Annotated in this window: 29 protein-coding genes, 1 pseudogene and 1 riboswitch; of the genes and pseudogenes, 13 read left to right on the forward strand and 17 right to left on the reverse strand. The window is 47.9% G+C overall.

What is annotated here, in order from left to right:
• Positions 1-6: 6 nt before the first annotated feature.
• The 6 genes from ADM98_RS10120 to ADM98_RS10145 all read left to right on the forward strand — a co-directional run bounded on the left by ADM98_RS10120 (position 7) and on the right by ADM98_RS10145 (position 6,702).
• Complete coding sequence (locus tag ADM98_RS10120) at positions 7-1,557, forward strand: GNAT family N-acetyltransferase (RefSeq protein WP_053453390.1); 1,551 nt, start codon at positions 7-9, stop codon at positions 1,555-1,557.
• A 292-nt stretch (positions 1,558-1,849) separates the two neighbouring features.
• A complete protein-coding gene (locus tag ADM98_RS10125; RefSeq protein ID WP_053453391.1) occupies positions 1,850-2,527 on the forward strand; it encodes a 50S ribosomal protein L25/general stress protein Ctc in 678 nt (225 codons plus the stop codon).
• 96 nt (positions 2,528-2,623) lie between these two features.
• Positions 2,624-2,722: riboswitch (TPP riboswitch) on the forward strand.
• Between the two features lie 100 nt (positions 2,723-2,822).
• The gene (locus ADM98_RS10130; protein WP_053453392.1) at positions 2,823-3,395 is read left to right on the forward strand and encodes an ECF transporter S component; all 573 of its coding nucleotides are present in this window, start codon (positions 2,823-2,825) and stop codon (positions 3,393-3,395) included.
• Positions 3,392-4,921 carry an ABC transporter ATP-binding protein gene (locus ADM98_RS10135; RefSeq protein ID WP_053453393.1) on the forward strand — a complete coding sequence of 510 codons (1,530 nt, stop codon included), beginning with the start codon at positions 3,392-3,394 and terminating at the stop codon, positions 4,919-4,921. The genes ADM98_RS10130 and ADM98_RS10135 overlap by 4 nt, the downstream gene beginning before the upstream one ends.
• The gene (locus ADM98_RS10140) at positions 4,893-5,615 is read left to right on the forward strand and encodes an energy-coupling factor transporter transmembrane component T family protein (protein WP_235504878.1); all 723 of its coding nucleotides are present in this window, start codon (positions 4,893-4,895) and stop codon (positions 5,613-5,615) included. The genes ADM98_RS10135 and ADM98_RS10140 overlap by 29 nt, the downstream gene beginning before the upstream one ends.
• A gap of 55 nt (positions 5,616-5,670) precedes the next feature.
• Entirely contained in the window at positions 5,671-6,702 is a 1,032-nt protein-coding gene (locus tag ADM98_RS10145; protein ID WP_053453394.1) for an NAD(P)/FAD-dependent oxidoreductase, read from the forward strand.
• 73 nt (positions 6,703-6,775) lie between these two features.
• Here the strand turns inward: ADM98_RS10145 and ADM98_RS10150 are convergent, their stop codons facing one another.
• Positions 6,776-7,594, reverse strand: a complete 819-nt coding sequence (locus tag ADM98_RS10150) for an alpha/beta fold hydrolase (protein ID WP_053453395.1) — start codon at positions 7,592-7,594, stop codon at positions 6,776-6,778.
• A gap of 154 nt (positions 7,595-7,748) precedes the next feature.
• Here ADM98_RS10150 and ADM98_RS10155 point away from each other — a divergent pair, with 154 nt between their 5' ends.
• Positions 7,749-9,011, forward strand: coding sequence for a hypothetical protein (locus tag ADM98_RS10155; protein ID WP_053453396.1), 1,263 nt, complete (start codon positions 7,749-7,751; stop codon positions 9,009-9,011).
• On the forward strand, positions 9,008-10,279 hold the full coding sequence (locus tag ADM98_RS10160; RefSeq protein WP_053453397.1) for a hypothetical protein: 1,272 nt from the start codon (positions 9,008-9,010) through the stop codon (positions 10,277-10,279). The genes ADM98_RS10155 and ADM98_RS10160 overlap by 4 nt, the downstream gene beginning before the upstream one ends.
• 1 nt (position 10,280) lies before the next feature.
• Here the strand turns inward: ADM98_RS10160 and ADM98_RS10165 are convergent, their stop codons facing one another.
• The 4 genes from ADM98_RS10165 to ADM98_RS10180 form a co-directional block, all read right to left on the reverse strand.
• A complete protein-coding gene (locus ADM98_RS10165; RefSeq protein ID WP_053453398.1) occupies positions 10,281-10,517 on the reverse strand; it encodes a hypothetical protein in 237 nt (78 codons plus the stop codon).
• A gap of 116 nt (positions 10,518-10,633) precedes the next feature.
• Positions 10,634-10,963 carry an antibiotic biosynthesis monooxygenase gene (locus ADM98_RS10170; protein WP_053453399.1) on the reverse strand — a complete coding sequence of 110 codons (330 nt, stop codon included), beginning with the start codon at positions 10,961-10,963 and terminating at the stop codon, positions 10,634-10,636.
• Positions 10,964-10,995: 32 nt separating this feature from the next.
• Positions 10,996-11,619 carry a hypothetical protein gene (locus ADM98_RS10175; protein ID WP_053453400.1) on the reverse strand — a complete coding sequence of 208 codons (624 nt, stop codon included), beginning with the start codon at positions 11,617-11,619 and terminating at the stop codon, positions 10,996-10,998.
• Positions 11,616-12,047 (reverse strand): GNAT family N-acetyltransferase, encoded by a 432-nt coding sequence (locus ADM98_RS10180; protein ID WP_053453401.1) that lies wholly within the window; start codon positions 12,045-12,047, stop codon positions 11,616-11,618. The genes ADM98_RS10175 and ADM98_RS10180 overlap by 4 nt, the downstream gene beginning before the upstream one ends.
• Before the next feature lie 44 nt (positions 12,048-12,091).
• Between ADM98_RS10180 and ADM98_RS17475 the strand changes: the two genes are divergently transcribed.
• The gene (locus ADM98_RS17475; RefSeq protein WP_200904895.1) at positions 12,092-12,283 is read left to right on the forward strand and encodes a hypothetical protein; all 192 of its coding nucleotides are present in this window, start codon (positions 12,092-12,094) and stop codon (positions 12,281-12,283) included.
• Positions 12,284-12,319: 36 nt separating this feature from the next.
• A pseudogene (locus tag ADM98_RS17735) lies at positions 12,320-12,673 on the forward strand (pentapeptide repeat-containing protein); the annotation flags it as partial.
• Here the strand turns inward: ADM98_RS17735 and ADM98_RS10185 are convergent.
• Both ADM98_RS10185 and ADM98_RS10190 read right to left on the reverse strand, forming a co-directional pair.
• On the reverse strand, positions 12,600-13,382 hold the full coding sequence (locus tag ADM98_RS10185; RefSeq protein ID WP_235504879.1) for a nucleotidyltransferase domain-containing protein: 783 nt from the start codon (positions 13,380-13,382) through the stop codon (positions 12,600-12,602). The pseudogene ADM98_RS17735 and the gene ADM98_RS10185 overlap by 74 nt on opposite strands.
• Complete coding sequence (locus ADM98_RS10190) at positions 13,309-13,782, reverse strand: hypothetical protein (protein WP_053454534.1); 474 nt, start codon at positions 13,780-13,782, stop codon at positions 13,309-13,311. The genes ADM98_RS10185 and ADM98_RS10190 overlap by 74 nt, the downstream gene beginning before the upstream one ends.
• 214 nt (positions 13,783-13,996) lie before the next feature.
• Between ADM98_RS10190 and ADM98_RS10195 the strand changes: the two genes are divergently transcribed.
• Positions 13,997-14,551, forward strand: a complete 555-nt coding sequence (locus tag ADM98_RS10195; protein ID WP_326933873.1) for a recombinase family protein — start codon at positions 13,997-13,999, stop codon at positions 14,549-14,551.
• A gap of 26 nt (positions 14,552-14,577) precedes the next feature.
• Here the strand turns inward: ADM98_RS10195 and ADM98_RS10200 are convergent, their stop codons facing one another.
• Positions 14,578-14,985 (reverse strand): hypothetical protein, encoded by a 408-nt coding sequence (locus tag ADM98_RS10200; protein ID WP_053453404.1) that lies wholly within the window; start codon positions 14,983-14,985, stop codon positions 14,578-14,580.
• A 145-nt stretch (positions 14,986-15,130) separates the two neighbouring features.
• Here ADM98_RS10200 and ADM98_RS10205 point away from each other — a divergent pair, with 145 nt between their 5' ends.
• Positions 15,131-15,514, forward strand: a complete 384-nt coding sequence (locus tag ADM98_RS10205) for a hypothetical protein (RefSeq protein WP_053453405.1) — start codon at positions 15,131-15,133, stop codon at positions 15,512-15,514.
• 16 nt (positions 15,515-15,530) lie between these two features.
• Here the strand turns inward: ADM98_RS10205 and ADM98_RS10210 are convergent, their stop codons facing one another.
• On the reverse strand, positions 15,531-16,058 hold the full coding sequence (locus ADM98_RS10210) for a hypothetical protein (protein ID WP_053453406.1): 528 nt from the start codon (positions 16,056-16,058) through the stop codon (positions 15,531-15,533).
• A gap of 109 nt (positions 16,059-16,167) precedes the next feature.
• On the opposite strand from ADM98_RS10210, the gene ADM98_RS10215 reads away from it, so the two are divergent.
• A complete protein-coding gene (locus ADM98_RS10215; protein ID WP_053453407.1) occupies positions 16,168-16,767 on the forward strand; it encodes a TetR/AcrR family transcriptional regulator in 600 nt (199 codons plus the stop codon).
• A gap of 40 nt (positions 16,768-16,807) precedes the next feature.
• Here the strand turns inward: ADM98_RS10215 and ADM98_RS10220 are convergent, their stop codons facing one another.
• The 8 genes from ADM98_RS10220 to ADM98_RS10255 all read right to left on the reverse strand — a co-directional run bounded on the left by ADM98_RS10220 (position 16,808) and on the right by ADM98_RS10255 (position 24,723).
• A complete protein-coding gene (locus ADM98_RS10220) occupies positions 16,808-18,097 on the reverse strand; it encodes an MATE family efflux transporter (protein ID WP_053453408.1) in 1,290 nt (429 codons plus the stop codon).
• A complete protein-coding gene (locus ADM98_RS10225) occupies positions 18,091-18,828 on the reverse strand; it encodes an ABC transporter ATP-binding protein (protein WP_053453409.1) in 738 nt (245 codons plus the stop codon). The genes ADM98_RS10220 and ADM98_RS10225 overlap by 7 nt, the downstream gene beginning before the upstream one ends.
• Positions 18,807-19,553, reverse strand: coding sequence for an ABC transporter ATP-binding protein (locus ADM98_RS10230; protein WP_053453410.1), 747 nt, complete (start codon positions 19,551-19,553; stop codon positions 18,807-18,809). Before ADM98_RS10230 ends, ADM98_RS10225 begins: the two co-directional genes overlap by 22 nt.
• A complete protein-coding gene (locus ADM98_RS10235) occupies positions 19,501-20,151 on the reverse strand; it encodes an ABC transporter permease (protein ID WP_160315935.1) in 651 nt (216 codons plus the stop codon). The genes ADM98_RS10230 and ADM98_RS10235 overlap by 53 nt, the downstream gene beginning before the upstream one ends.
• A 176-nt stretch (positions 20,152-20,327) precedes the next feature.
• The gene (locus ADM98_RS10240) at positions 20,328-21,260 is read right to left on the reverse strand and encodes an ABC transporter permease (protein ID WP_053453412.1); all 933 of its coding nucleotides are present in this window, start codon (positions 21,258-21,260) and stop codon (positions 20,328-20,330) included.
• Positions 21,260-22,777: a nickel ABC transporter substrate-binding protein gene (nikA, locus tag ADM98_RS10245; protein ID WP_053453413.1), complete on the reverse strand. Its 1,518-nt coding sequence runs from the start codon at positions 22,775-22,777 to the stop codon at positions 21,260-21,262. The genes ADM98_RS10240 and nikA overlap by 1 nt, the downstream gene beginning before the upstream one ends.
• A 159-nt stretch (positions 22,778-22,936) precedes the next feature.
• Positions 22,937-23,851 (reverse strand): methyl-accepting chemotaxis protein, encoded by a 915-nt coding sequence (locus ADM98_RS17690; RefSeq protein ID WP_326933874.1) that lies wholly within the window; start codon positions 23,849-23,851, stop codon positions 22,937-22,939.
• 113 nt (positions 23,852-23,964) lie between these two features.
• Positions 23,965-24,723: a glucose 1-dehydrogenase gene (locus ADM98_RS10255; protein WP_053453414.1), complete on the reverse strand. Its 759-nt coding sequence runs from the start codon at positions 24,721-24,723 to the stop codon at positions 23,965-23,967.
• Positions 24,724-24,802 lie beyond the last annotated feature (79 nt).

Here is a 24,802-nt window from a genome sequence, read left to right on the forward strand (position 1 = left end):
GTCTCGATGATCGAATTTTCTATTGCAACTGCGGACGACGCGGAAGCAATCCATGAATTGAACTACCTCACTTTCACGGAAGAGATTCCGCAGCATCAACCGAACATCGAACGAAAGCGAATTGATCGTTTCCATGATCAGAACACTTACTTAATTGGTAAGGAAGACGATCGACTCGTTGCCATGATCGCCATTCGAACGAATCGTCCCTTTTCGCTTGAAGAAAAAGGGGTGACGCTAGACGAGACACTGACAGCCCCAGCAGAAATTCGCTTACTCAGCGTTCGACCAGAATACCGCAATAGCCGTACATTCATGCAATTGATGCGGTTTTTGATGGTCTATCTTGAGCGGGAAACAATTGACTACGTCTATATCAGTGGGACGACGCGAGAAGCGAAACTCTATGCCCGGTTCGGTTTCATACCATTTGCACCGACGCTCGGTAGTGGTGACGCTCAGTTCGTACCGATGTTGTTGTCGCGCGCGACATACGAACGCTCCGTCATCGCGGACGTCTTACGTCCTTTGCATTTTCTAGCGGGACCAGTCGAAGTCGCGCCGACGGTTCGCCAAGCGGCGCAACAAGCACCGCGTCCGCACCGGACAGCATCGATGCGACAACTTGATCGAGACTTACGAGGTCGTATGTGTCACTTGCTGGATCTTCCGCATGTCTCGATGGCTGTCGGTAGCGGCACCCTTGCGAACGATATCGTGGCGCAACAACTCAGCGGACATGGGTTAATCCTAAACGGAGGTGAGTTTGGTCAACGCTTGATCGATCATGCGGCACGTGCCGGAAAGTCATTTGACATCCATCTACTTCCGCTTGGTCATCCAATCAACGTGGAACAACTTGCACATCAATTGAATGAGACGACGTATGACTGGGTCTGGTTGACACATTGTGAGACGTCGACCGGTGTCCTCTATGACCTCGATGCGGTAAAAGCGCTGCTCCATCAACGAACCGCACTCGTCGTCGATGCGATCAGTGCTGTTGGGACTGGACGTTTTTCATACGCCGGTTGCACTTTCGTCACGACCGTTTCTGGAAAAGCGATTGGGGGATTACCAGGTCTTACGTTCATCGGGCACGTAGATAACGTCTTACCTTCTCCCTCTATTCCACGTTATCTGGATCTCGGTCTCTATGCGGATGGAATTGCTTTTTCTGGCTCCTCAAATCTGTTGCTCGCCTGTCAGGCAGCACTGGACGCTCTCGATCTCGATCAAGCAGCAATTAAGATGACTTATCTCGAACAAGCCGTCCGCGCAACGGGCTTTCAATTGCTCGCTCAACAAGAAGCACAAGCACCAGGCATTTTAACCATCGTTCATCCGTCAGCAACTGATGTAGGCGATGCTCTTCGGATTCAGGGGTATCACGTCCAGTATGAAAGCGACTATCTCGTTCGCAATCAGTGGCTTCAAATTTCGACGATGGGGCAGACGACGATGCGGCAAATCGAACGTCTCGTTCGTGTGTTAGTCCGTGAAAATCAACGAATCACCATAAAAAATGAAAAAAACGAAAGACCTCTCAACCCTTGATTTCAAGCGGTTTGGAGGTCTTTCGACTTTAAAAAAATAAAAAAAGAGGTTTAAGGATTTAAAACATAGGGGTATAAACTCATTAGCACCGCATCAAACCGGTGACTTACTCACACATGTTTCTCAATATCAGCGTAATGACCTGGGAGAGAAATGCAAAGTCACGAAAGCGTCAGATTCAAGAGAGTCTGAAACCGATGGTCTTAGCATGATTTCATATTGTTCAGGATTCGTCCTGCTCCTACATTCATTACCTTTTGAGGGCTATACTAAATTCAAGGGGGAAATGAACATGTCAGTTAAATTAACAGTCGAAAAACGCGAGGTACGTCCACGCTCACTCCGTAAACAATTACGTCATGAAGGAAAAGCTCTTGGTGTCGTGTATGGTTACAAAGTGGAAAGTACACCAATCGCATTCGAAGAAAAAGAATTGTTAAAAATCGTTCGTGAGAACGGTGAGAACGTCTTGATTTCACTTAAACTCGACGGAAAAAACGTTAACGTCTTGATTAACCGTCGTGACATGGATGTCTTCACACCAACAGTTGATCACGTTGAATTCATCGCTGTGAAAATGGATGAAGAAACAGAAGTGGAAGCAGACGTTGTACTCGTTGGCGAAGCAGCCGGTGCAAAAGTTGGTGGATTCCTCTCACAAACACTCTTTAAAGTAACAGTTGCAGCTACACCAGATAAATTACCAGAGAACGTCGAAGTTGACGTCACGAACCTCGAAATCGGAGATTCAATCTCTGTAGCCGATCTTCCAGAGCAAAAAGATTTCCGTATCGTCACTGAAGGTGACATTCAAGTCGCAGCAGTCGTCGAGTCTACACTCGAGCAGGATCTTGAAGAAATCGAAGAAGCGGAAGCAGAGGCACAAGCTGAAGCTGGCGAAGAAAATGAAGGCGAAGCAACAGAAGCGTCTTCAGAAGAAGCAGCTGAAGAGAACGAAGACAACAAATAAGCTATCCAACGATACGCCCCAAGTGGCGTATCGTTTTTTTGTGTCTTGACAATAGACAGAAGATTGCCTAAAGTGAACAGCGTATCAACTATTCACTATATCCACTAGGGGAGCCCATTGGCTGAGACGATTCACTTCGGACCCTTCGAACCTGATCTAGTTCATACTAGCGTAGGAAAGTGGAGCGATCACATCCAATGACTCCTGCTACGCGCAGTTTTTCTGAGGACCGCTCTCTTTTTTACGGAGGGCGGTCTTTTTTGTTGTCTCCCCCATTCTAAGGAGGACGTATCTAATGCAACACTGGAAAATGAAAGAAATCATGGTCATGATGATGCTCGCCGTCGCTTGCGGTGTCATCTATCTCGGTTGGTCGACACTGTGGTTACCGATGTCTGCGATCTTCGGTCCCGTTGGTGCTAACTGGATGTTCGGGATTTGGATCATCGCAAGTCCGCTTGTCGCAGCAATCATCCAAAAGCCAGGTGCCGCGTTAATTGCGGAAGTCGTCGCAGCAGCAGTCGAACTGTTCACGGGGAGTCACTTCGGATTATCGGCACTGTTAATTGGTGTCTGCCAAGGTCTTGGTGCGGAACTCGTCTTTGCGATGACGCGTTACCGTCGTTATGACGCATGGACACTGATGTTGTCTGGTGTCGGAGCAGCAGTCGGAAGTATCGTCTACAGCCTGGTTGCGAATGGCTTTGGTTATTACACGACGACGACGTTACTCGTGACGATTGGACTACAATTGATCAGCGGTGCATTACTTGGTGGCTTACTCGCATGGATTCTCGTCCGTCGCCTCGTTGCGACTGGTGTGTTAAGTGGTTTTGCAGCCGGACGTGTGAAACGGGAGGTCGCATGATTACCGTTGACGACCTAAGTATTCGTTATCCCGGTCAGATGAAATCAGTGCTCGATCATGTAACGCTAACGATCGACCAAGGAACGACGCTTCTACTTGGCCGTAGCGGAAGTGGTAAGACAACGTTGCTTCATGCGCTTGCTGGACTGACGCCAGAGACAATCGAAGTCGAACAGACTGGCACGGTGAGCCGATCCGGTTCTGTCGGCATTCTGTTCCAAAATCCAGACGAGCAATTTTGCATGGAAACGATTGGACGTGAAATCGCCTTTAGCTTAGAAAACAAATCAATCCCACGCGCGGAGATGGATGAACGAATTGAGCAGTTGCTGGTACTCGTCGGTCTTCCCCTCCCCTTTTCAACACCAATCGCTAGTCTCTCTGGGGGAATGAAACAGCGACTGGCGCTCGCTGCAGTCCTAGCACTCGAACCAACCATTCTACTACTCGATGAACCGACGGCGCAGATTGATCCGATCGGACAACACGAACTGATGGCATTGATCTTTCGAATCCAGAAAGAGCACGATTTAACGATTGTGTTAATCGAGCACCAACTCGATGTCTGTTTACCGTATGTCGACCAAGTCGTCTTACTTGAAGAAGGAACGATTACCGTGACAGCGCATCCACGAGACCTGTTTCCACATGCCTACGTGCGGCTTCAATCAAAAGGCATCGCCGTTCCGTCGCTCTTTCCTTATACACTTGAGACATTACCAGCGGATGGACCACAAGCGGCACGACTTTTCGCGCCTCCCCCTGTCGTTCCAGCAGGACTTCCCTTGTTGCACGTTTCTGAATTGTCGACAAAAGCACCTTATCCGCTGACCGGTGCGACGTTTTCGCTTCAAACGAGTGAATGGGTCATGCTACTTGGAGCAAACGGTTCTGGAAAAAGTACGCTCCTCGCGACACTTGGTCGGTTTCTTCCTCAGCGCGGAACATATCAATTCCGCAATCGTCCGGCTCATCGGTATTCCAAGCATCATTTTTACGAACAAGTCGGCTACGTCTTTCAACAACCAGATCTGCAGTTTCTCAAGCTGACAGTCGAAGCGGAAATCGACTGGAGTCACCGGGGAGTGACGAGCAATGAACGCGCAGCGTTACTCGACCGGTTGGAACTGACATCTGTCAAACAACAATCGCCGCTTGCTCTCAGTACCGGGCAACAAAGACGGCTCAGTGTCGCAACGATGCTCGGCCAGACGAAAGACTTGTTGTTGCTCGATGAGCCGACGTTCGGACAGGACGGGTTGACGACGCGGCGTTTAATGGAGCAGTTATTGACGGAGCAACAGAACGGAACGACGCTCGTCATGGCAACGCATGATATGGAGCTCGTCGCCCGTTACGCCCATCGTGTTCTCGTCATGGAGCAAGGACAGATCGTTTTTGATGGTCGTCCGAATGAATTGTTCGCTGATATTGCCTTACTTACGCGCTGTCAGCTCCAACGTCCGCTTTCTTACCAACGTCAGGAGGTGCATCACGTTGCAAACGAATGCGTCCCTGTTCGCTAAGCTCAATCCTGTCATCAAAGGAAGCGGATTGTTTTTAATCATGTTTGCCCTGATTGCAACAACCGATTGGGACAAGACGCTCGTGTTCCTTGGACTGGCAATTGGTTTATTACTTCTGTCCGGCTGGGGTCCCATCGATTTCTTGAAACGGCTCGCACCTTACAGTCTGTTGTTCGTGCTGACATTCTGGATGATGGCTGCTTTCGGTAAAGGAACAGACACCATCTGGTCATTCGGTTGGTTCCATGTCACGACAGAGAGCATCATGCATGGCTGGTTACTCGCCCTACGAATGGCAACGTTCGTCTGCTTGAGCCTCGCCTTCGTCACAACGACTGATGCGACACGGTTTGTAATGAGCTTAATTCATCAGACGAAGTTATCGCCCCGCTTCGCCTATGGCTTTCTCGCTGGGATCCGCTTTCTTCCGCAATTAATCGAAGAGGTGCGAGTCTTACGACAAGTCCGGATGATCCGCAACGTTCACAGTCGCTTCCCAGGTGACGCCTTTCTGTCGATCGGTTTACCTCTCTTTACACGTTCAATCCAGCGAGCAGAACGGATGGCCATCGCCATGGAAGCACGGCACTTCTCAGCAGAGCGGACGTATTATGAGATTCCGGAGGTTAGTCGTCGGGATATCATGTATCTACTCGCCATCGTGTCGTTCATTTGTCTCATCTTTTTGCTATGATTACCACCACCCGTATCCGGGTACAATTTAGCAAGACAGATTGAAGGAGAACGACATGAAACGAATCATCTTGATTGGTGCAGGTCATGCCCATCTGCATTGCATTACAGAGGGACCAACAGAAGACGTCGAGTGGTTAATTTTGAACGCCTCGACGTATCAATACTACTCGGGTATGTATTCAGGACTTGCAGACGGTACATACGATATCGATGAAATTCGTGTCGACGTGGCCGCTTTATGTCATGCCCATGATAAACAGTTCATAGAAGAGACTGTCGTAAAGATTGATCCTGTTAAAAAAGTCGTCTTCGGTGCATCTGGCAGACACTACACCTATGATGTCGCTTCAACGAACATTGGCTCGTTTGACTGGACAGAAAATACGACACGTTTATCGATCAAGCCGAATTATCGCTTACCGGATACATTAAAGCGTCTGCAACAAGCAAAGCGTCCGGTCGTCATTGGAAGCGGCGTAGCTGCCGTCGAGATGGCAGCGTCCTTGAAAGCAGCGGGTGTACCGATCACACTCATCACGGATCCAAAGTTACTTTCAGGGCATCCAGCAGCGGAAGCCATTACACGACGCTTACAAGCACTCGAAGTTCATTGGATTCGGGAACGTCCTCTAGATGACGAACCACCACTTCGCTTTAAGCAACACCCACCCATCGAGTCGGATGCGATCATCCGCTTAACGGGTGCCAAAGCACCGGCATTGTTTGCAGGTAGCGATCTCTACACGGAAGACGGATTCCTACTCGTCAATGAACAGTTGCAAGCGCTCGATCATCCGAGTCTATTTGCTGCAGGTGACGCGGCGACCCTCGTCGCGTATCCTGAGATTCCGAAAAATGGTGTCACAGCCGTCCGGCAAGCACCGATTTTACTAGCAAACCTCTTACGGTACGTCCAGGAAGAGGCACTGCAAACCTATCGTCCGCAAACGAACTATTTGACGATTTTATCGATGGGACCGCGTCATGCTGTTTCAATGTACGGCAATCAGTATTCGACTCACCCGTTCGGTTGGTACCTCAAGCGCTGGATCGATCAACGGTTCATGCGGAAGTATCGCCCTTAAAAAGTGTGCGCCGGCGCACGCTTTTTTCTGTACACAAAAACAAGCCATGGACGCGTGTCCATGGCTTGTTGGATTAGACGGTTTGATTTCCTTTGACATACGACAGTAATGTCTCATTGAACTTTTCTTGTTCGTCAAGCAACATGCCGTGTCCACTCTCTTCGAAGACTTCAAGTCGCGCATGTGGAATTTCCTTTTGCATTTCTCCGGCAAATTCGAACGGACAGACTTGATCTTTTTTACCATGGATGATCAACGTATCGACTTTGATGTCTCCGAGTTTCCCACGTAAATCTTCGTCGCGCAAGGCGATCGCTGACTGAATCGTTCCGTGGGATGAAGCGGCGATACTAAGACCGTGGAACCATTGTTGAAGTGGTTCTGGATGTTCTTTCGCAAAGAAGATTTCCCCGAATCCTTTAAGCATCGACGGACGATCTTGTTTCGTATCGGCAATCAACGCATCGACTTCTTCTTTTGTCATCCCGTATGGATAACCGTCGCGTTGTGTAAAGACAGGTGCCGCAGCTCCAGCGAGAACGAGCTTACTGACTTTTGAATCCCCGTATTGAAAGAGATAGGACAAGGCGATTCCTCCTCCCATCGAGAAGCCGAGCAACGTGACATTCGTTAATTTCAGCTGTTCGATGACTTCATTAATGTCAGACGCCATCGTCTTATAATCGTATCCCGTTGCTGGTGCATCTGATTTGCCATAACCGCGATAATCGATTCCGACGTAACGGTACCCTTCTTCGACGAGCAAGTTCTTTTGATACTCGAACATGTTATTGTTTGCCGGCCAGCCGTGTAAAAAGACGACCGGTTGACCCGACCCGACATCCTCGACATAAATTTTCGTGCCATCAACTGCTTGAATGAATGTACCCATCATAAAACCCCCATAGTAATAGATTGACCGTGCATGCATCTATTATTCCCGAGTCAAGAGATATCAAACATCTTGATGCTAAAGTATTATAGAAAATTCTGTCTATTATAGAAATTATGGTAAAATATAGTCACCAGTATAAAGGGGGTTTTCCATGAGACGCTATATACATACCGGTATTCTCGCAGGCGTAGTCCTACTTGCCGGATGCGGTAAAGAACAATACTTAGATCTTACATACGATGCCAATTACTGGGGCGGTATTTCGACTACCTTTGATGGTCAAGAGATACCGGATCTCCCCAAAAAACAAACTGCTGCTTTGTTGAAGGGTTGTCAGCAAAAATCTGACATGAAGAGCTTACCTGACCGATACGTGCAACACGAAGGATTCGATTTGTATTTCCTTCCTGCAAATATCCAAGGGCGTGAGTTCCAACACGCTCGTTTCCTATCAGACGAAAAAAAAGACTATCTGGCATGTCAGCCGATACGCCATGCGGATTATGCGGTCCATCAGATTAAACGAAGTGATTATCCATTTGTCGATTGGTCGAAAAAACCGATAAAACCTAAGTCAACGGTCGTTCGTTTTGAAGACGTTCCAAAAGAGGTGACGGATCAACAACAACAGGAAAATGAAGAAAGTAAAGACACGAAAGGACTTGGTCGTTACCTCTTCCCATCATATCAATTGTCCTTACCACCGGAAGGACAGTTCGTCGTCTTTACGAAAGAAAAAGACAAAGAAGAAACACTTTTTGCGTCGACCGAGCCCCTGTCAGGCTCCGAATTGAATCTAGCTTTCCGCGTTGTTCCCGATATCGGATTGCAAAACTCATCGATCGAGCTAAGGATTAGTGGTGGTTATACCGGAGCGGCACCTAGTATTCAAGAGTTCGTTAAAGGTCAATCGTACCAAATCGAGCGAAAACAACTTCCGGACCAGCTTTCTGTAGGACAGACCGTTCACTTCGCAACTGTGCGCAAACAAGACGAAGGCAAGATCGTTCAGGAAACATCGATTTATCTGCGTCTTAATCAGAACTACAAAAAACCTGTGAACCACAAAAATAGATTTCTAGATGATACATCAACTGGATATGTCGGGTTCATCCATCAATCACCGAAAGAGCTCGTACAGAATGATTATAAATTTATTTCAGCGATTCCGGATAAATTAGCAAAAAAGATTGCTCAGGAATTAAAAGAAACCGACGTCCTGGAGCCACAAGGAACAAAACTGAAGCAGAAAAAATTAACCTTGATTCGCCAAGGGAAAAGCCAAACGTTTGAGCTATTCGAACGTAAGCGATCAAAAAAACTTGAAATCTATGTCGTCAAAAAGGGAACAAAGAATGGTGCGAAGCTGTCGGGTACGACAAGTGAAGCACTTAGTGAGGTGCTTAACAAATGAATAAACGTTACTGGATTGGACTCACACTTGGAGCAACGCTCGCGTTAAGCGGTTGTCAAAGTGACGCGCCGAATTTCAAATGGGATTACTTATCGAAATTGTATGATGGAGCGCGATTTAAAGGCAAAGAACCTCCGAAGATGTTATCGGAAAAGGAAATGAGTATCATCATGAAAACGTGTCGGTCAAAAGCCGTAAAAGCTCCGAAAAATTATTCTTCCGGTGACATGTTCTCCGTCGTGATGACGGCACCGTTTGAAGATTATTTAGGACAGATGGCTCGTTATGTCCAGTCTGGAGAACAGACATATCTGTATTGTCAGAATATGGCTGACAGCGAGTATCATCTATTATCAACCAAACAAGATGTCTTTACGAAAACGAAGCTGGTTGAACATCCGAACGAGTTAGAAGTACAGCCAGACACCATTAAAAAAGACGACTGGTTCTCACGAGATGATAAAATCATAAACGGTTCTGTTCGAAAATTAGAGCTACCTGGATCAGGTTACTTGGTGATGAAAGCGACTGATGTGACGAAAAAAGACGAACGAAAGACATTCGTCGTCTATGCAGAAGCCCTCACTCCTTTTACTGAAGATACGAAGCTTTATCTGACGTACAATGAGAAATATAATGAGAATGACGATATATCGTATAACTCCTTTGTACGCATACCGCAATTAATCAGTGGACAGCAGATGGAGACATCGATTCATGCGATGAAACAGCCAGGAAAAGTCCGCTTCATTCCTGGTGACGGTACACCGGAACGTTACGGCACGCTTATCGCGACAGAAAAAAACGGACGCCAATTCCGCTACGAATTGTCGATTCAGCACACGATGAAACGTCCGCCTGAGCTTGCTCAACAGGATATATCGGAAGAAGATGTTCTATCAAATCTCAATGACATAACACTCTTCCATAAAAAGCAGTTCAAGCATTATCTTTATGATCAAAGTGATTTCTCTTATGAAGATCGCCTTAAAGTCGAGGATACGATCATGATGACCAGTGATGAATCCGGGAAATTAAAAAAAGCAATCAAGGCGAGTGAGCAGGCTGACGTAAGGGGTAAACGTGCGAAGTGGAAGTACTTGACGTTCCGAAAAGAAGTGAAAGGACAACAATACGAAGTTTATCTCGATAAGCGTGTCAAAAAGACCGACATCTATTTAAAAGATCCGAAGCGTGACGTGTCAATTCACCTATCGGCAGAAGGTCGTGACATCCTCCTTCCTTTGTTCGAACAATATGAAAAATGATTCACACCGTATAGACGAGGTGCTGCACTAAATAAATCAAACTACACCAAAAAATGAAGGCGATCCCCTCGTGTAACCACTCTTTGCGTGTCAGTGGTTCTCGTAAAAAGGAGACGCAGGCAAACAGTAAGGCAAAGAAGTAGAGATAAATGAATCCTCCGCTCGTCAAGAAACCGAAGAGCAGAATCATACCGCTAAGGACGGATAGGCTGGAGACGACAGGTTTCCGGTATACCATGAGGTGTCACCTCGTTTCGTCTTTTTGTTATGATATACCCAGATTACGGTAAAACAATCTATTTCAATGTACTAGACAACACCCCTTGAGAGACGTCCTCCCAAGGGGTGTTGTATTCATTCGGTTACGGCGCCGTGATCGGCGACGATCGCATATTCCGTGACGGTATTTGAGGTGACGAGCGGTTTAACTTCGGACGTTCCGTTATCCCGCTTATGGTGAACCCCTTTATACGCTTGACTCTCCTGCCATGCATGAAACGCCGCTTGATTCGACCATGTCGTCATGATCGTAACGATGTCTTCATGATCTTGACTGATATCGACGAGGACTTGCATCCGGTGGAACCCTTCCATCCGTTCGATTCCTTTCGTCGTTTTAAAACGCGCTGCGACCTGATCTGCAGCTCCTTTAACGACGTGTAACTGGTTCATGACGATCCACATGTTACCTTCCCCCTTTTTTCGTATTCAGTATACTAAAAGTCACCACGCGTTGAAAACGCGGATGCGTTATCGCTCGGTAACGTCAGACGTTGGATCGTCTCTTTTCCATCCACATTCGTCGCAATCATCTCAAAGTAGAGCGAATGCGGGAACGCGTCCGGCAATAGCTGAACGGTATGGAAACGCTCCTGACCGGATAGCGACAGCGACCGTTGCATCGGTCGCAGCGGTTCATCTCCGTCAGCAGTGATCTTAAATGGCTCGAACCGGATTGTCTGCAGTTGCTTCGACGCATTCATACCATACGCAACCAGATATCGTCCTTCTGTCGTCTTCAGCAATCGCCCTTCGAACCAGTCCGCTTCCGTTGTCTGCTTCGAACGAATGATTCGATTGATTCGTTGTTCGTCGCCTGATTGACGAAGGATGACAAACAATCGATCTTGCTTCGATTCTAGATAGGCGACGGCATAATGCTCAGACAGTCGTTCGACGAAGTAGACGTCACGTGCCTCAACCGGTGTGCGCGTCATTTTTGAATAAAGATGAGCGACTTGTTGCGCTGTGAACGAACTGGTCGCTTGACGTTGCTGCATGCCCGTCAACGTTCCAAGTGCTAGTCCGACGACTAAAATGAAGAGGAGTCGTCGTTTCATAGGTCGACCTGCTTGACGAGTAGATGATAGCTCATTCCAGGCGGATAATCGTCGATTCGTCCAACTTCGACGAATCCGTGTCGCTCATAAAATGGAAGCGCTTGAAAGGAGAACGTCTCGACGCGAATTCGCTGAACACCCGCTTCACGTGCCCATTCTTCTAGTCGGTTGAGTAATGTTGCACCTAGTCCGCTCCCCCGCTCTTCCTCAACGACGAAGAACCATTCGATATGTAACCAGCCCCAGTAGACTTCCCCTGAGATACCACCGATGCGATGGTCGTCACGATTCGCAAGTAACGTGAAGGCTTGTGTTCCCTCTGAACGTTTTGTCGCATGAAACGATGAACGATCGACATTGTATTGACGCACTTGTTGTCGTAGCCAGTCCTGTCCGTCTTCATTTTCATTTAGTTGAAATTGCAGCATAGCCGAACTCCTTTCTTGCTATAGTAGTCGTAGAGGTGAATACGATGGAACCCACGTTCCAGATTGATTGTACGCATTGTTTTGGTCTCTATTGCACGGTGCTCACCTTTTCGAAATCAATTGATTTCAGTCATGATAAACCGGAAGCAACACCGTGTCACGAACTTGTCACGGACTACAGCTGTCGCATTCAAGCTCAGTATAGCGGAAGACGCGATCAGACACCACACGACTGAGCCGGGAAACCGTTACAAGGACGTGATTTTTCAGGTGCCAGTGTTCAGAATCAGTGGTTACTTGAGACAAGCTTGTCACGCAGTAATCTACGCCGAGTCGACTTTCTCGGTGCCGATTTACGGGATTGTAATGTCAAAGATGCGAGACTGACGGACGTACTCTTTTTGACGCAAGCACAAATCAATGCCGCGATCGGTAATGCAGCGACACAATTACCGAGTCGTTTGCTTCGTCCTTCTCACTATGGATCTACGAAACAAGGAGACGCATTTTCGAATCATCGACCGAAAGTGTGCCTCCTTGTTTTACATACTTTTATTTACCAAGCGAAAATCCGTCAAAATAGCGTCCGCCAAACGGTGCGAGATAAGCATCAAGCAGTTCGATGACCTCTCGGCGATCATCCGATTGGTAATATAGCTCGAATGCCGCTGTATGTCGACTCGCATAGTCTTCATTAAATTCTGCAAGTGCGCGGATCGCCCACTTCCCTTGCCCGATGTAACAACGATTAGCGCGGAGGATAAATTCGATGCTCTGTTCATACAAACGCGACGCAATCGCAAGACCTTCCGCGCGGTTCGTTACACTCTCGAAATCATCAAGCAAATCACTTAAAAAATAACGCGTACGCTCTTGTTCCGAATTCGTCCAAGCGATCGGTCCGTCTGCTAATTGTTGAATGGCTTCCTTACGGATGGATGCAAGGTGTGGATGATCCTTGATCGTCCAGCTGTCAGCAATCATTCGTTGCAGGGACGGGCGATCACGTTCCCGGTCACTCTCGAAAAAAGGCTGTATTGTCTCAAACGAATGAACGAACGCTTCGACCGGGACACCGTCATGGAGGAACGATTCCCGAAACGCTTGTCGTCGACTTGTTTCAAAGATGATCAAATCGACGTCTGACTGTGCAGTCGCCTGCCCTCGCGTATGACTGCCGGCAAGTAAGACGGCACAGTAATCCGGATACCGCGACGCAACGAGCGGCATGATCCAGTCACACCACTCATCACGTGTCCACTCAATCTTCAATTTGTTCACCGATGCCGGAGAAGACGGCGAGTTCGTCACCCGGCACGGCAACAATCGTTGCATCGGCTCGGTGCGGGGCGAGACCGATATCGATCGCCCAAGACTCGTAATATGTATCCGACCCATTTAAGACGAGCGTTTGTCCATTGCTGAACGTCAAGAATAGATGCGGCGCGGTCTTGCCGATCCGGACACCTGTTATCCGTTCAGCGTGAAGCGAGACGATTAAGTGCAACATCTCTTCCTTCGTTGCATGGCGAACGACCCAATCTTGCGTCGTCTCGACATCTCCATAAAAGAGACGATCCGTCTCGATCCGGAGTCGAAGTTCAGGAGCTGTCGAATCAAATAGATTGATGAATTCGAGTGTGACGTATCCTGCGACATGGACCGTTGATAATTGTGTACCGATGAAATACGTCGTCAAGAGTTGACGGGCGAGTTGATGATCTTCTTTGTTCACGATGAGCACCTCATTTAGAAAAGAATGAATGATGAAACGATAAGTCCGATAAGCTTCTTCCACTCAATTTACCACAAATTAGTCGATACGAACATGAGAAGAAAGACGTGTTTTCGGTTTTCTGCGGCACGAAGGCAAGAATACGGTATACTGATGAGGAACTGACGTCGATCTTGATCGACAGAGAGGAGCTCAACCCATGCAATATTTCTACATGAGACCCTACCCGGATGATCCAGATTGTTCTGCCCAACAAGCAGAAGCGGACCGAATCGATGTGACGACACGTGTCGTTGAGACTCATGATTCGGCAAAACGACGAACGGAACTCGAACAGATGCTTGAGACGCTTCAGACGGGAGACGAAATCGTCGTCACGCACCTCTATGTTCTGGCAGACTCGACCCGCCATTTGATCGAGATGCTTGAGCACATGGAGTCACGTGGCGCAACCGTCTGGTCGCTTCGCGAAAACATTCGTACAATCGAGCGTGCATCCTTATCGTTTCTTGAAACGGCACGACATCTCGTTCAATTACAAAGCGACGTCATCAGTATGTCGACGCGTGCCGGAATAACGAAGGCAAAAGAACAAGGAAAACAGACAGGTCGTCCCCGTAAAGCAGATGAGAACGTCCGTCGCGCGATTGCGATGTATCAAAGTAAAAACTATTCGCTCGCAGATATCCGTGAGCAGACAGGTATTAGTAAAAGTACACTGTATCGTTATCTCGAAAGCGAGACGATCGATACAACAGAAAAAGGCTGATTTCCACTACGGAATCAGCCTTTTTGTTAGCTATTTTGCTTTAATGTGTTGCCGAGCCATTTTTGGAGGGCCTTTCCACCTTCATAAAACGAACTGTCGCGTAATTCATACGTATGACCGCCTTTTTCAATCAAGTCGAGGAACGTATCGCCGACGTCTCGGTTTTCCCATTTTCGTTGGTCCGTCAAGTACTTGAAGCCGAAGTTACATTCAACATTGAAAATGATATGGAACGGTTCCTTAAACGATTGAACGGCACGAATCATCTCAACTATAATCATTCGTTTCGGTGATGACGCTTCGAATGTATCGAACAATGTCGTCCGTCGTCCGTGAAACTCGATGACGCGGATCGCCCGACCGGTGTCGGCTTTAAAGTCATAACTCGTCCGAATCGAGACGATGATTTCACGTTGGTCTGGTTGTACTGGCATGGTGTATCGCATCCTTTCTCTCGGTCGATTATAGCATGGACCTGCTTGATTTTAATAGACGTCCTCGATTCGGTCTCAAGAAGGATTGTCGTACCCTAAAATTTGTCTTATACTAAAATTACCAAATACATAAAGGAGCGTTTTCGTGAAACATCTATTTTCGATACTCCTCTCGGCGAGTTTGTTGTTTACGGGATGCTACTGTTCCCTTGACGAACGCACGGACGAGCCGCATTTCAAATCACGTGCCCGCTCGATCTCCTCGTATCATACTTTCGATATCGAATATGCGAAAGGACTACGCAAGGAGCAGGTCTCAAACCGTACGGTCACCGTGACGGATTCAAATGGAGAGCGGATGCAAACGGAGATTGAAGTCTTAGACGGCAAAGAAATCCGAATCAAACCACCGCGCACAGGATACAAAAAAGGACGTCGTTACATCATCCACATTCGGGATTCGATCGACGCCCGAAAACAAGTACATACGAATACGATTCGGGAACGAACCTTCACTGTCGACCGCTGACAGCCAAGGTTCGTTTTTATTTGGAACGAGCCGGAAATACGGTATAACTCATCGAGATAACACCATCGATTACAAGAACGAGTCCCCACAGTTGTAACGTCCGCAAGAGGCTTTCCGTTTGATCCGTATTTCCGAGCCAGAGAATCATGGCTCCGAGTAAGGCACCGCCAATCAAAAATGCCAAGATATGCCGATAGAATCCGTTGCGTTCCCGTCGCGCACGCGATATGCGCTCCTTTGCTACTTGTTCCTTCAGGATTACACGACGGTACATCCCGTCTGCCCAGGCAATCATCTGCTTTCCGAATGCGAGTGATACGCCGATGTAAATCGCAGCAAGTCCGTGTGCAAGCGTTGCTGTGCTGCCGCGACTTAAGTCAAACACCGTTAAGACGAGTAAGACGATATCAATGACGGGTGATATCGCCATTAACCGAAATCCAAGTTTTTCTCGCCTGAATCCATAACGAACGATTAATCCTGCGACGATGAATACCCAAAATAGAATTTCACAACAAACGATTGCCCAAGCGACAAGTTGCATCGTGATCCTCTCCTTTTTTAATACGACTGTATTATAAAGATATCATCACTTCCATCACTTGACCAGTCTTTTTAATACATTCGTACTAAAAAGCTGATATACTGAATGTATGCCAAAACAAGTCAATCACGAAGAACGAAAACGCCTCATCGCAGAAGCGACGTGGCGCACGATTTCTCATGTCGGTATTGAACAAGCTAGCGTCCGGACGATTGCCAAGGAAGCTGGACTGTCCCTTGGTGCCTTACGGTATTACTTCACGACCCAGGAAGAATTGCTCCGTTTTTCGATGCAACTCGTTCAAGAACGGGTCCAAGAACGCATTACAATCATTTTCGAGAGAGGAGGAACACCAGAAGAGACGTTATGCAACGTCTTACTCGAAGTCTTACCCTATGCACCCGAGCATCAGCTTGAGATGCAGGTCTGGTTCCAATTCATGATGTCTGCGTATGCGTCTCAATCAACAGAAAATCCGGACGACATTTACCACATGTGTCAAGTATTACTGACACGGATTCCGGACGGTACGCTCCGAGCAGGTATCGACATCGAGCTTGAGAGCGAACGTCTCGCAGCACTCGTTGATGGGTTAGCCTTTCATGCGCTGTTTCGACCAGAACGTCTCCCGAAAGAACGATTGCGTCATGTCCTTGTCCATCACTTGAATGCCTTATTCGTCCGTCCTATAGCGATCGACGACAAATAACCCGAAGCTCCTTCACTTACATGAGGGAACTTCGGGTTATTCATTGTCTCACTTCGACGAGGATCAACGATAAAGAGCGAATTAAAAAGAACGTCAGAAACGCTGCCCAGACTCCTTGATTGTCAAAACTTGATGTCGACAGCAGCACAATCGCAAAACCGATCCCTGCTTGAATCATCGAGTTCCGGACCGGTGTTGCTTCAACCCGCCCAGCAAAAATCCCTTCGTAAATCATCGCCCACCCAGCAATCAGCGGTAGGATAATGATCCAGAGGTAATAATCGCGTGCCGCGTCTAATATCGCCTCTTCTGATGTAAACAACTGAAGCAGCGGTGTCTCAAGGAATAGGAGTACTAGTGACCAGAAGACGACCGAGTAGAATCCGAACGTCCGTGCCAAGCGGACACTCGTCCGGTATCCGTTCTGATCCTGATCTCCTCGTGCACGACCGACGAGAACGGTGGATGCATGACCGAGTCCACCGAACCAATAAGAAATCAAATACTGAATCTGCAGGAGAATCGCATTGGCTGCAAGGATATCCGGTCCGTATTGTCCTCCCGCTCGTGTAAACCAGCCGGTAACAAGTAGCAGGAAAATCGTTCGAATGAATAAATCGCGATTAACGCGAAAGAATTGTCGATAAGCTTTCCAGGCGGTCAAGTCACGCAGTTCGTCGCGCGTCATCGACAAATGACTCCGAATCAGATAGAGACTGCAGACGACAATGCTGATTTCCGCGATGACGGTCGCCATCGCGATTCCGGCAACACCAGCATCCAGTCCGTAGACGAATCCAATATCGAGCACGATGTTGACCCCGATACTGAATAATTGGACGAACAAAGCATGTTTGACTTGTCCCGTCCCGATTAACCAGCCGAGTAACGCATAGCCCATCAAGACGAATGGTGCGCCAATCATCCGGTACGAGATGTACGATTTGACCGTATCGAGCAAATCAACAGGTGGCGCAAGTAAATAGAGTCCCATCTGTTCGAGCGGCTGGCGGAACAATAGAATGAGTAGACCGATACAGGCTGCTAAGAACAGCGGTCGGTAGAGTGATGTCCGTAAGGCATGCGCGTCATTTGCTCCGCTTGCCTGAGCACTGAATCCTGTCGTACTGACTTTCAAGAAGCCGAACAACCAGTAGATCGTGTTAAAGAAGACAGCTCCGACCGCGATGCCGCCAATCGCTTGCGGATCACCGGATTGTCCGATGACGACAGTGTCGGTCACACCAAGCAGCGGTGTCGCAATACTTGAGAGAATCAAAGGATAGGCAAGTAACCAAAACGTTTTGTGGTTCGGTTGAGTACTCACCATGTGCCGGCCTCCACGAATCGTTGCGTATAGGAACCACCAGATTCGAGTCGATCAATCACATCAACAGCATGACCGTCTCGTAAGACGAGTGTTTCTGCACACAGACGACGGATGAAGTCGATATCATGCGAGATCAATACAAAACTGACACCGAGTGTTTGCTGTAAGTGTTCCAGTAGTTCGATGATACGCGCCCGGGATACGACATCAAGACCTGTCGTTGGTTCATCCATCACGATCATGTCGGGTTCAATCGAGATTGCGCGGGCAATCGCAGCACGCTGAATTTGTCCCCCACTCAATTGATGAGGAAATCGGTCGAATAGTCGTGCCTCTAGCCCGACAGCATCGGCAAGTGTCGTAATGAGATCCTCTTCTGACGTTGCTGGAAAATGCCGCAAGATTGGGCGATGACAACGAAATGGTTCAAGAATCGAATCGCGGACCGACCATTCTGGATTAAAGGAAGCGAGCGGATGCTGAAAGACGGCTTGAATAGCTCGTCGTTCGTTTTGTTGTCCACTCGGAAATGCCTTTCCATGTAAGAAAATCGCACCATGAGAGGGCTCGAGTAGACCAAGGATCAATCGTCCGAGTGTCGTCTTCCCGCTCCCACTTTCACCAATGATGCCAACAGACGACTTTGCCATCACTTGAAACGAGATATTCGAGAGGATCGACCGCTCCTTCATCTGATAAGTAAGGTTTGTTACGGATAAGACAGATGACATGAACTCTTCCTTTCTTCCAGTGATATACGATGCGCTTGCATCAAGGTCATCGTGAACGGATGACGACTTTGTTTCATCATCTGCGGTGTTCCCGTCTCAACGATCCGCCCTTCCTGCATCAAGACGAGCTGGTCGCCATAATGTAAAGCAGGTCCTAATTCATGGGTGACGAACAAGATCGTTGCACCGTACTGGTGTTGGTATTCGGTCAACCAGTCGAGTAAACGACGTGTCAAGACGGGATCAAGTGCCGTCGTTAACTCATCCGCTAAAATCACACGCGGTTTTAAGGCAACGGCAATCAGGATTGCGAACCGTTGCAATTGCCCACCACTTAACTCAGATGGAAACCGGTCCAACCATACAGGGTCTAACTCGAGCGTTCGCAAAACATGATCGATGTGAGGTTGATCGACCTTTCGTTTATGCGCACGATACGTATCCCGTAACATCTGACGCATCGTTAAAAACGGAAGAAACGCATCCGTATATTGTTGAGGAATGTAACCAATATCGAGTCCTCGTCGAAGTGGTACTTCCGAGGTGACTTCCCCACTAGACGACATCCCGTCCGGCAATCGATTTAGTAACCGTTTCAGTAAGAGCGTCTTGCCGCTTCCGCTCGCTCCGACGAGACAGACGAATTGATAAGCCGGTAGCGATAAAGTCACGTCATGCAGAAGGACGTGTTTCGCCTGAACGCGTAAGTTTCGAATCTGAATCATATGATGGTCCTCCTTTTTTCTTCATCCACCGGGTCCACCCCATCGTCACAACGACAGTGAAGACGATACAGGCACCTGGTAAAAGCATGAGTCGAGGAGCCGAGCTGAAATAAGGACGTCCTTCGTTCAGCATTGCTCCCCATTCTGGAAATGGCGCCTGGATACCAAGACCGATATAAGAGAACGCTGACAAGAATAAAATGACTTTTCCGACATCCAAACTCATCAGGACGACAACTTGACGGATGATCGATGGAAGGATGTGGCGTCGTAAAATCATCTTGTCCGTTAGACCATTGATTCGTGCCATGCTGATGTATGGTTTTTGAATTGTTTCGGTCACGAGTGTCTCACTTAATCGCGCGTAAGAGATCCATTTGATGAGTAAAATTGCAAAGATTAGGCTTTGTGGACTTGCCCCAACTAATCCAGCGATGACGAGTGCTAGAACGGTATCCGGAAAAATGACGAGACCATCTGCTAATCGGTGAATCAACCGATTGAGACGTCCACCATAAAATCCAGCAATACAACCAAGGAACGTACCGATGATTGCAGTGAGTAAAACAGTAAGTAAGCTGAAACCTAAGGATATCAAACCAGCTAAAAAAAGACGAGCTGCGAAATCTCGTCCTAAACCGTCTGTTCCAAGCCAATGTTCAAGAGAAGAGGGTTCAAGTCTCTTCGTTACTCTTGTTACAAAAGGATTGATAAATACGGTGTATGAAATAAATAGTATTAAACATCCCCCGAAAACCATCATTCTTTTTTTCATCAATCTACGCTCCTTTTCCAATCTGGTCGTAATGCCTGGTTCAGCGACCGGATTCCCTGATGCAAGACGAGAATGAAGCCTGTCGTCAGCAAGATGTATCCTTGGATTAGCGGATAATCACGTTGTAAAATCGCATCGACCATCAACTTCCCGACACCCGGATACGCGAACAGGACTTCAAGGACGACGACGCCTCCGGCAAGACTACCGAGCGTCAGACCAAATACGGATAGGACCGGTGGCATACTCCCTCGTAACGCATAACGCCAAAGGATCGTCCGCTCGGATATCCCACGCATCCGAGCTAATTCGATGTACGGTTGGTTCAGTTCACGCCGTAAATTCAGTCGAATCAATGGGATATAGACGCTCGCAAGCGGAAAACCAAGTGAAAGTGCCGGGAGAACGAGTGACGTCATTCCCCCTCGTCCCATCACGGGAAGCCAGCCAAGGCGGACGGCAAACAGATCTACGAGTAACAGACCAATCCAAAAACCAGGTATCGCTGCACCAGTGACACTGACGATGTTTGCAAGTCGCACGACGTAGTCACTCGTTGTCAATGCACTGCCGATTCCAAGTGGTAACGCAATCAATAACGCAATCGCAATTCCTCCGATTGCCAATTCTATCGTCACGAGATAACTCTCACGCAACATCTCGATTACCGGTCGACCCGTTTGCAATGAGTCTCCAAGCTGTAAGGTGAGGATGTCTTGCAGCCAACGAACGTATTGAACGAGCAACGGCTGATCGTATCCTAATTCACGGCGTGCGGCCTCGATTTGTTCGGGTGTTGCTGATAATTCATCGATATTTAATAACGTCAATACTGGATCTCCCGGTAATAAACGCAATAAACTAAAGCAACTAAACGTCATGATGAGCGTAAATAGACTCAGCGATAACAAGCGCTTGACGATTGGATGCATTACTCGTTTACCTGAAGTGTATTGGTGATCATATAGTACTCACTCTTCTCCGTTTTCCACCCTTTGACACGTTTGCCGTCGTAAGCGACAAGCGTTGAAGGATGGAGCAAGAAGCTATTGTAGCGATTTTGATCGACATATCGTGCGATCTGCTCAGCAATGCGTGAACGCTCATCGACCTTAATCGTCCGGTTCAACGTCTCGATCTGTTTCGTCAAAACTGGATCCGAAACGCCACTGAAGTTCAGTCCTCCGTTTGGATGATAGGTCGCATTCAAGTAATACCCGGCATCGCCACGTGGAGCTGTCAGATTACTGTACGTCGCGATATCCCAGTCCCGGTTACTCGCCATGTATTCTTCTGGGACATCGATCTGTTTAATTGTGATCGTTACGCCAATCTTTTTCGCGTCATCTTGAATGACTTGGGCGATCAACGGCAGGTCTGGTCGAGCCGCATACGTCAATAAGGTCAGTTTTAAAGGACGACCGTCCTTTTGCATCCGTCCATTTTGTTTTGTATACCCGGCTTGTTTGAGCCATTCTTCAGGCGTCTTCTGGTCTTGTTGCGGATAATTCGGAGCAAATGGGAATGACGAGAGGAACGGACCACGCGCTGGCATCGCATATCCTTGGAGGACGTGATCGACGAGTTGCTTTCGATTGATCAAAGCATCCATTGCCCGTCGGACTTCAAGCGATTGCATCGGACCGTTCGCGACATTCATCGTCAACTGATGGACACGGAACGTATCCGTCGCTTGGACTGTCAACCCTTCAGACTTCAATTGCTTGACACTCTCGATTTCCGGACGATAGACGATGTCCGCCTGTCCGGCACGCAAAGCGTTCGTCCGTGCGCCAGCATCTTCGTTAAAAACAAAATCAACGGAATCAAGTTTCGCTTGTTCTTGCCAGTAGGATGTAAAACGTTTTAACTCGACTTTTGTTCCCGGAGCGAACCGCTCGACTTGGAACGGTCCAGTTCCCATCGGTTCCTTCGTTACCCCGCTCGCTTCCGTGTCGATGATTGCTGTGTTCGGATTGACAAGTTCCGAGATGAACTCCGGATAAGTCGACTTCGTTTGGATGAGCACATCTGGTCCATCCGTTTTGATCGTCTCGATGTTCAAAGCATTTTTGACACCTGGATTTTCGTCGATCGAGCGTTCGAGAGACGATTTGACGGCCGCAGCATCAAGTCGTTTCCCGTTATGGAACGTCACGTCTTTCTGTAAGACGATCCGCCACGTTCGCTTTCCTTCGTAGGACCAACTCTTCGCAAGCCACGGTTCGACCGTCAATCGTTCGTCATCGAGACGGACGAGCGTCTCCGTCACCCCCGCGCGAAGCGGAACATAACTGCTGTCCCGATGCGGATCGAGTGATTGTGTCGCGAAGTTATAGACGAACGTCAAATGGTTTTGCTCTTGTGGCGTATCAGAGGAGGCACAACCGGCAAGTGTCAATCCGAGGAAGACACTACCGATGAGGCTCGCTGTTTTATATGTAGACATTGTTCTCCACCTTTAATTCGGAATAATTACGTTTTACATCATATCGTAATGATTCCGATTTAACAAGCGTCTTTTCTATTTCTCGATAGTGATAACGTCATTTAAAAATACCGAATCAACAACAAGCGAACAGCTCGTGTGATTCGGTATCGATGTGTGTCACAAAACATTGACGAATTGTTTTGCCTGACGCTCGAGTTGTTTCGCTGAATCAGCCAACTGATCGAACTCACTGACCGTATGCTCGAGTTGACCCGTACTGTCCTTGACCTTAGACGAAATCCGCTCGATGCTGTGCGAGACGTCCTCGATCCGCTCGACGATTCCCTCAATATTTTCCTTAATCTCCCCGATTGAATGTGAGACCTTGTTCGACAGATTCCGGACTTCGGTCGCGACGACATCGAACCCGCGCCCATGTTCACCAGCACGTGCTGCCTCGATCGCAGCATTTAAGGCGAGCAGATTTGTTTGTGCGGCGATATCACGGATCGTTTTGACGATGTCAGTGATCGAGTTCGCATCTTTACGCAAGGCAACTAGACTCGACAAGTTCTCAATAGACTCCGCCTCGACTTGTTGAACGGTCGCAAGGACATTTAAACCATCTTGTCGACCACTTTCCGATTTGACCGTTAAAAATGCTGAGGTTTCGTTGAGCTCAGCCGCCATTCGTAACACGTCCTGCTGGCGAATCGTGATGTCCGATGCAATTTTCGAGACCCCTACGACCCGTCGTCCGTCATCGGAGTAAATCGGCATATACGTTGCTTCGAGCCACTTCTGTTGTCCGTCAGCAGCACGGCGTTCAATCTTATCCTGATACGTGATGCCTTGCATCAATTTTCGCCAAAACACCTCGTAATCTGGACTATTCACATACTCTGGAAAACAAAGATCACGGTGATACTTACCAATTAGTTCTTTTACCTTATATCCCATTGTTCTAGCAAATAGTTCATTCACGTACGCGACCTTCCGTCGATCATCAAAACGAATGATCGCTAGATTTTGTTCGATTGCCCGGATGACTTGTGTGTCGGTGACCTGTGTTGCTTGCTCATGCATCGACATGCCGATTCCTCCCTGGATTCAAACTAAGGTTTGTTCACCTATTGTAATATTATCCCTTATATCGACAAGTTCCTGCTATTTTAAACTGCAATCTAGTAAACAAGATATTTAATTCAATATGCACTCCATCCACCGTCGGCAACGACAATCGCACCGTTGATAAAGCTTGCTTCATCGGACACGAGGAATAATGCCAATTTTGCGACCTCATCCGGATGACCGGCACGGGGATTGAGTCCCATACCAAGCATCGCTCGTCCCATTCCGAATTCGTTTAGATTCGTCATCGATTGCCCGATGTTCGTCTCGACGGCTCCGGGTGCGATTCCGTTACACCGGATTCCTTCTCCAGCATAAAAGAAGGCAGTATTTTTCGTCAGACCGATGACGGCATGTTTGGATGCCGTATATGCCGCTCCTGCTCGGGCACCATTCAGACCACCGATTGAGATATTATTCAGAATCACGCCACCTCCGACTTCTTTAAAGTGTTTGACCGCTTCACGCATCAGACGCATCGTTCCCGTCGTATTGACTGCAAGGACATGATCCCAGCGTTCATCCGAGATGTCTGCCACGCCTTCCATCCCGTCCATGATCCCAGCATTATTGACGAGAACGTCCAGTTGTCCATAAGCATCAAGTGCTTGTTTAATGAGTTCTCCTGCTGCGCTAGACTTGGCGATATCGCTTACAACAGCAATCGCTTCTCCACCTGCTTCCTTGATTTCGGTAGCGACTCGTTCGACGGTTTCTAATCGAATGTCCGCTGCAACGACCCGTGCGCCTTCTTGTGCAAACAATTTTGCCATGGCTTCACCCATTCCAGAACCAGCACCCGTGATGATGATCGTTTTTCCTGTTAGTCGCATCGTGAATCATCCTTTCGTCTATCGTGATACTAATCTATTCCCGTTCTCATCATCAAATGTATCAAACGTCATGTCGATT

The sequence above is a fragment of the Exiguobacterium sp. BMC-KP genome (genome assembly GCF_001275385.1).
GTDB lineage: Bacteria > Bacillota > Bacilli > Exiguobacteriales > Exiguobacteriaceae > Exiguobacterium_A.

Bases quoted from the DNA above. Each gene is read 5' to 3' on its own strand.
- ADM98_RS10230 (WP_053453410.1), bottom strand. From the start codon at position 19,553: ATGATTCAGATTCGAAACTTACGCGTTCAGGCGAAACACGTCCTTCTG.
- ADM98_RS10195 (WP_326933873.1), top strand. From the start codon at position 13,997: ATGAGACCCTACCCGGATGATCCAGATTGTTCTGCCCAACAAGCAGAA.
- ADM98_RS10220 (WP_053453408.1), bottom strand. From the start codon at position 18,097: ATGGTGAGTACTCAACCGAACCACAAAACGTTTTGGTTACTTGCCTAT.
- ADM98_RS10185 (WP_235504879.1), bottom strand. From the start codon at position 13,382: ATGCAACGATTGTTGCCGTGCCGGGTGACGAACTCGCCGTCTTCTCCG.
- nikA (WP_053453413.1), bottom strand. From the start codon at position 22,777: ATGTCTACATATAAAACAGCGAGCCTCATCGGTAGTGTCTTCCTCGGA.
- ADM98_RS10155 (WP_053453396.1), top strand. From the start codon at position 7,749: ATGAGACGCTATATACATACCGGTATTCTCGCAGGCGTAGTCCTACTT.
- ADM98_RS10120 (WP_053453390.1), top strand. From the start codon at position 7: ATGATCGAATTTTCTATTGCAACTGCGGACGACGCGGAAGCAATCCAT.
- ADM98_RS10160 (WP_053453397.1), top strand. From the start codon at position 9,008: ATGAATAAACGTTACTGGATTGGACTCACACTTGGAGCAACGCTCGCG.
- ADM98_RS10225 (WP_053453409.1), bottom strand. From the start codon at position 18,828: ATGTCATCTGTCTTATCCGTAACAAACCTTACTTATCAGATGAAGGAG.
- ADM98_RS10255 (WP_053453414.1), bottom strand. From the start codon at position 24,723: ATGCGACTAACAGGAAAAACGATCATCATCACGGGTGCTGGTTCTGGA.
- ADM98_RS10240 (WP_053453412.1), bottom strand. From the start codon at position 21,260: ATGCATCCAATCGTCAAGCGCTTGTTATCGCTGAGTCTATTTACGCTC.
- ADM98_RS17690 (WP_326933874.1), bottom strand. From the start codon at position 23,851: ATGTCGATGCATGAGCAAGCAACACAGGTCACCGACACACAAGTCATC.
- ADM98_RS10150 (WP_053453395.1), bottom strand. From the start codon at position 7,594: ATGGGTACATTCATTCAAGCAGTTGATGGCACGAAAATTTATGTCGAG.
- ADM98_RS10180 (WP_053453401.1), bottom strand. From the start codon at position 12,047: ATGCTGCAATTTCAACTAAATGAAAATGAAGACGGACAGGACTGGCTA.
- ADM98_RS10215 (WP_053453407.1), top strand. From the start codon at position 16,168: ATGCCAAAACAAGTCAATCACGAAGAACGAAAACGCCTCATCGCAGAA.
- ADM98_RS10175 (WP_053453400.1), bottom strand. From the start codon at position 11,619: ATGAAACGACGACTCCTCTTCATTTTAGTCGTCGGACTAGCACTTGGA.
- ADM98_RS17475 (WP_200904895.1), top strand. From the start codon at position 12,092: ATGGAACCCACGTTCCAGATTGATTGTACGCATTGTTTTGGTCTCTAT.
- ADM98_RS10130 (WP_053453392.1), top strand. From the start codon at position 2,823: ATGCAACACTGGAAAATGAAAGAAATCATGGTCATGATGATGCTCGCC.
- ADM98_RS10125 (WP_053453391.1), top strand. From the start codon at position 1,850: ATGTCAGTTAAATTAACAGTCGAAAAACGCGAGGTACGTCCACGCTCA.
- ADM98_RS10165 (WP_053453398.1), bottom strand. From the start codon at position 10,517: ATGGTATACCGGAAACCTGTCGTCTCCAGCCTATCCGTCCTTAGCGGT.
- ADM98_RS10135 (WP_053453393.1), top strand. From the start codon at position 3,392: ATGATTACCGTTGACGACCTAAGTATTCGTTATCCCGGTCAGATGAAA.
- ADM98_RS10170 (WP_053453399.1), bottom strand. From the start codon at position 10,963: ATGTGGATCGTCATGAACCAGTTACACGTCGTTAAAGGAGCTGCAGAT.
- ADM98_RS10145 (WP_053453394.1), top strand. From the start codon at position 5,671: ATGAAACGAATCATCTTGATTGGTGCAGGTCATGCCCATCTGCATTGC.
- ADM98_RS10210 (WP_053453406.1), bottom strand. From the start codon at position 16,058: ATGCAACTTGTCGCTTGGGCAATCGTTTGTTGTGAAATTCTATTTTGG.
- ADM98_RS10200 (WP_053453404.1), bottom strand. From the start codon at position 14,985: ATGCCAGTACAACCAGACCAACGTGAAATCATCGTCTCGATTCGGACG.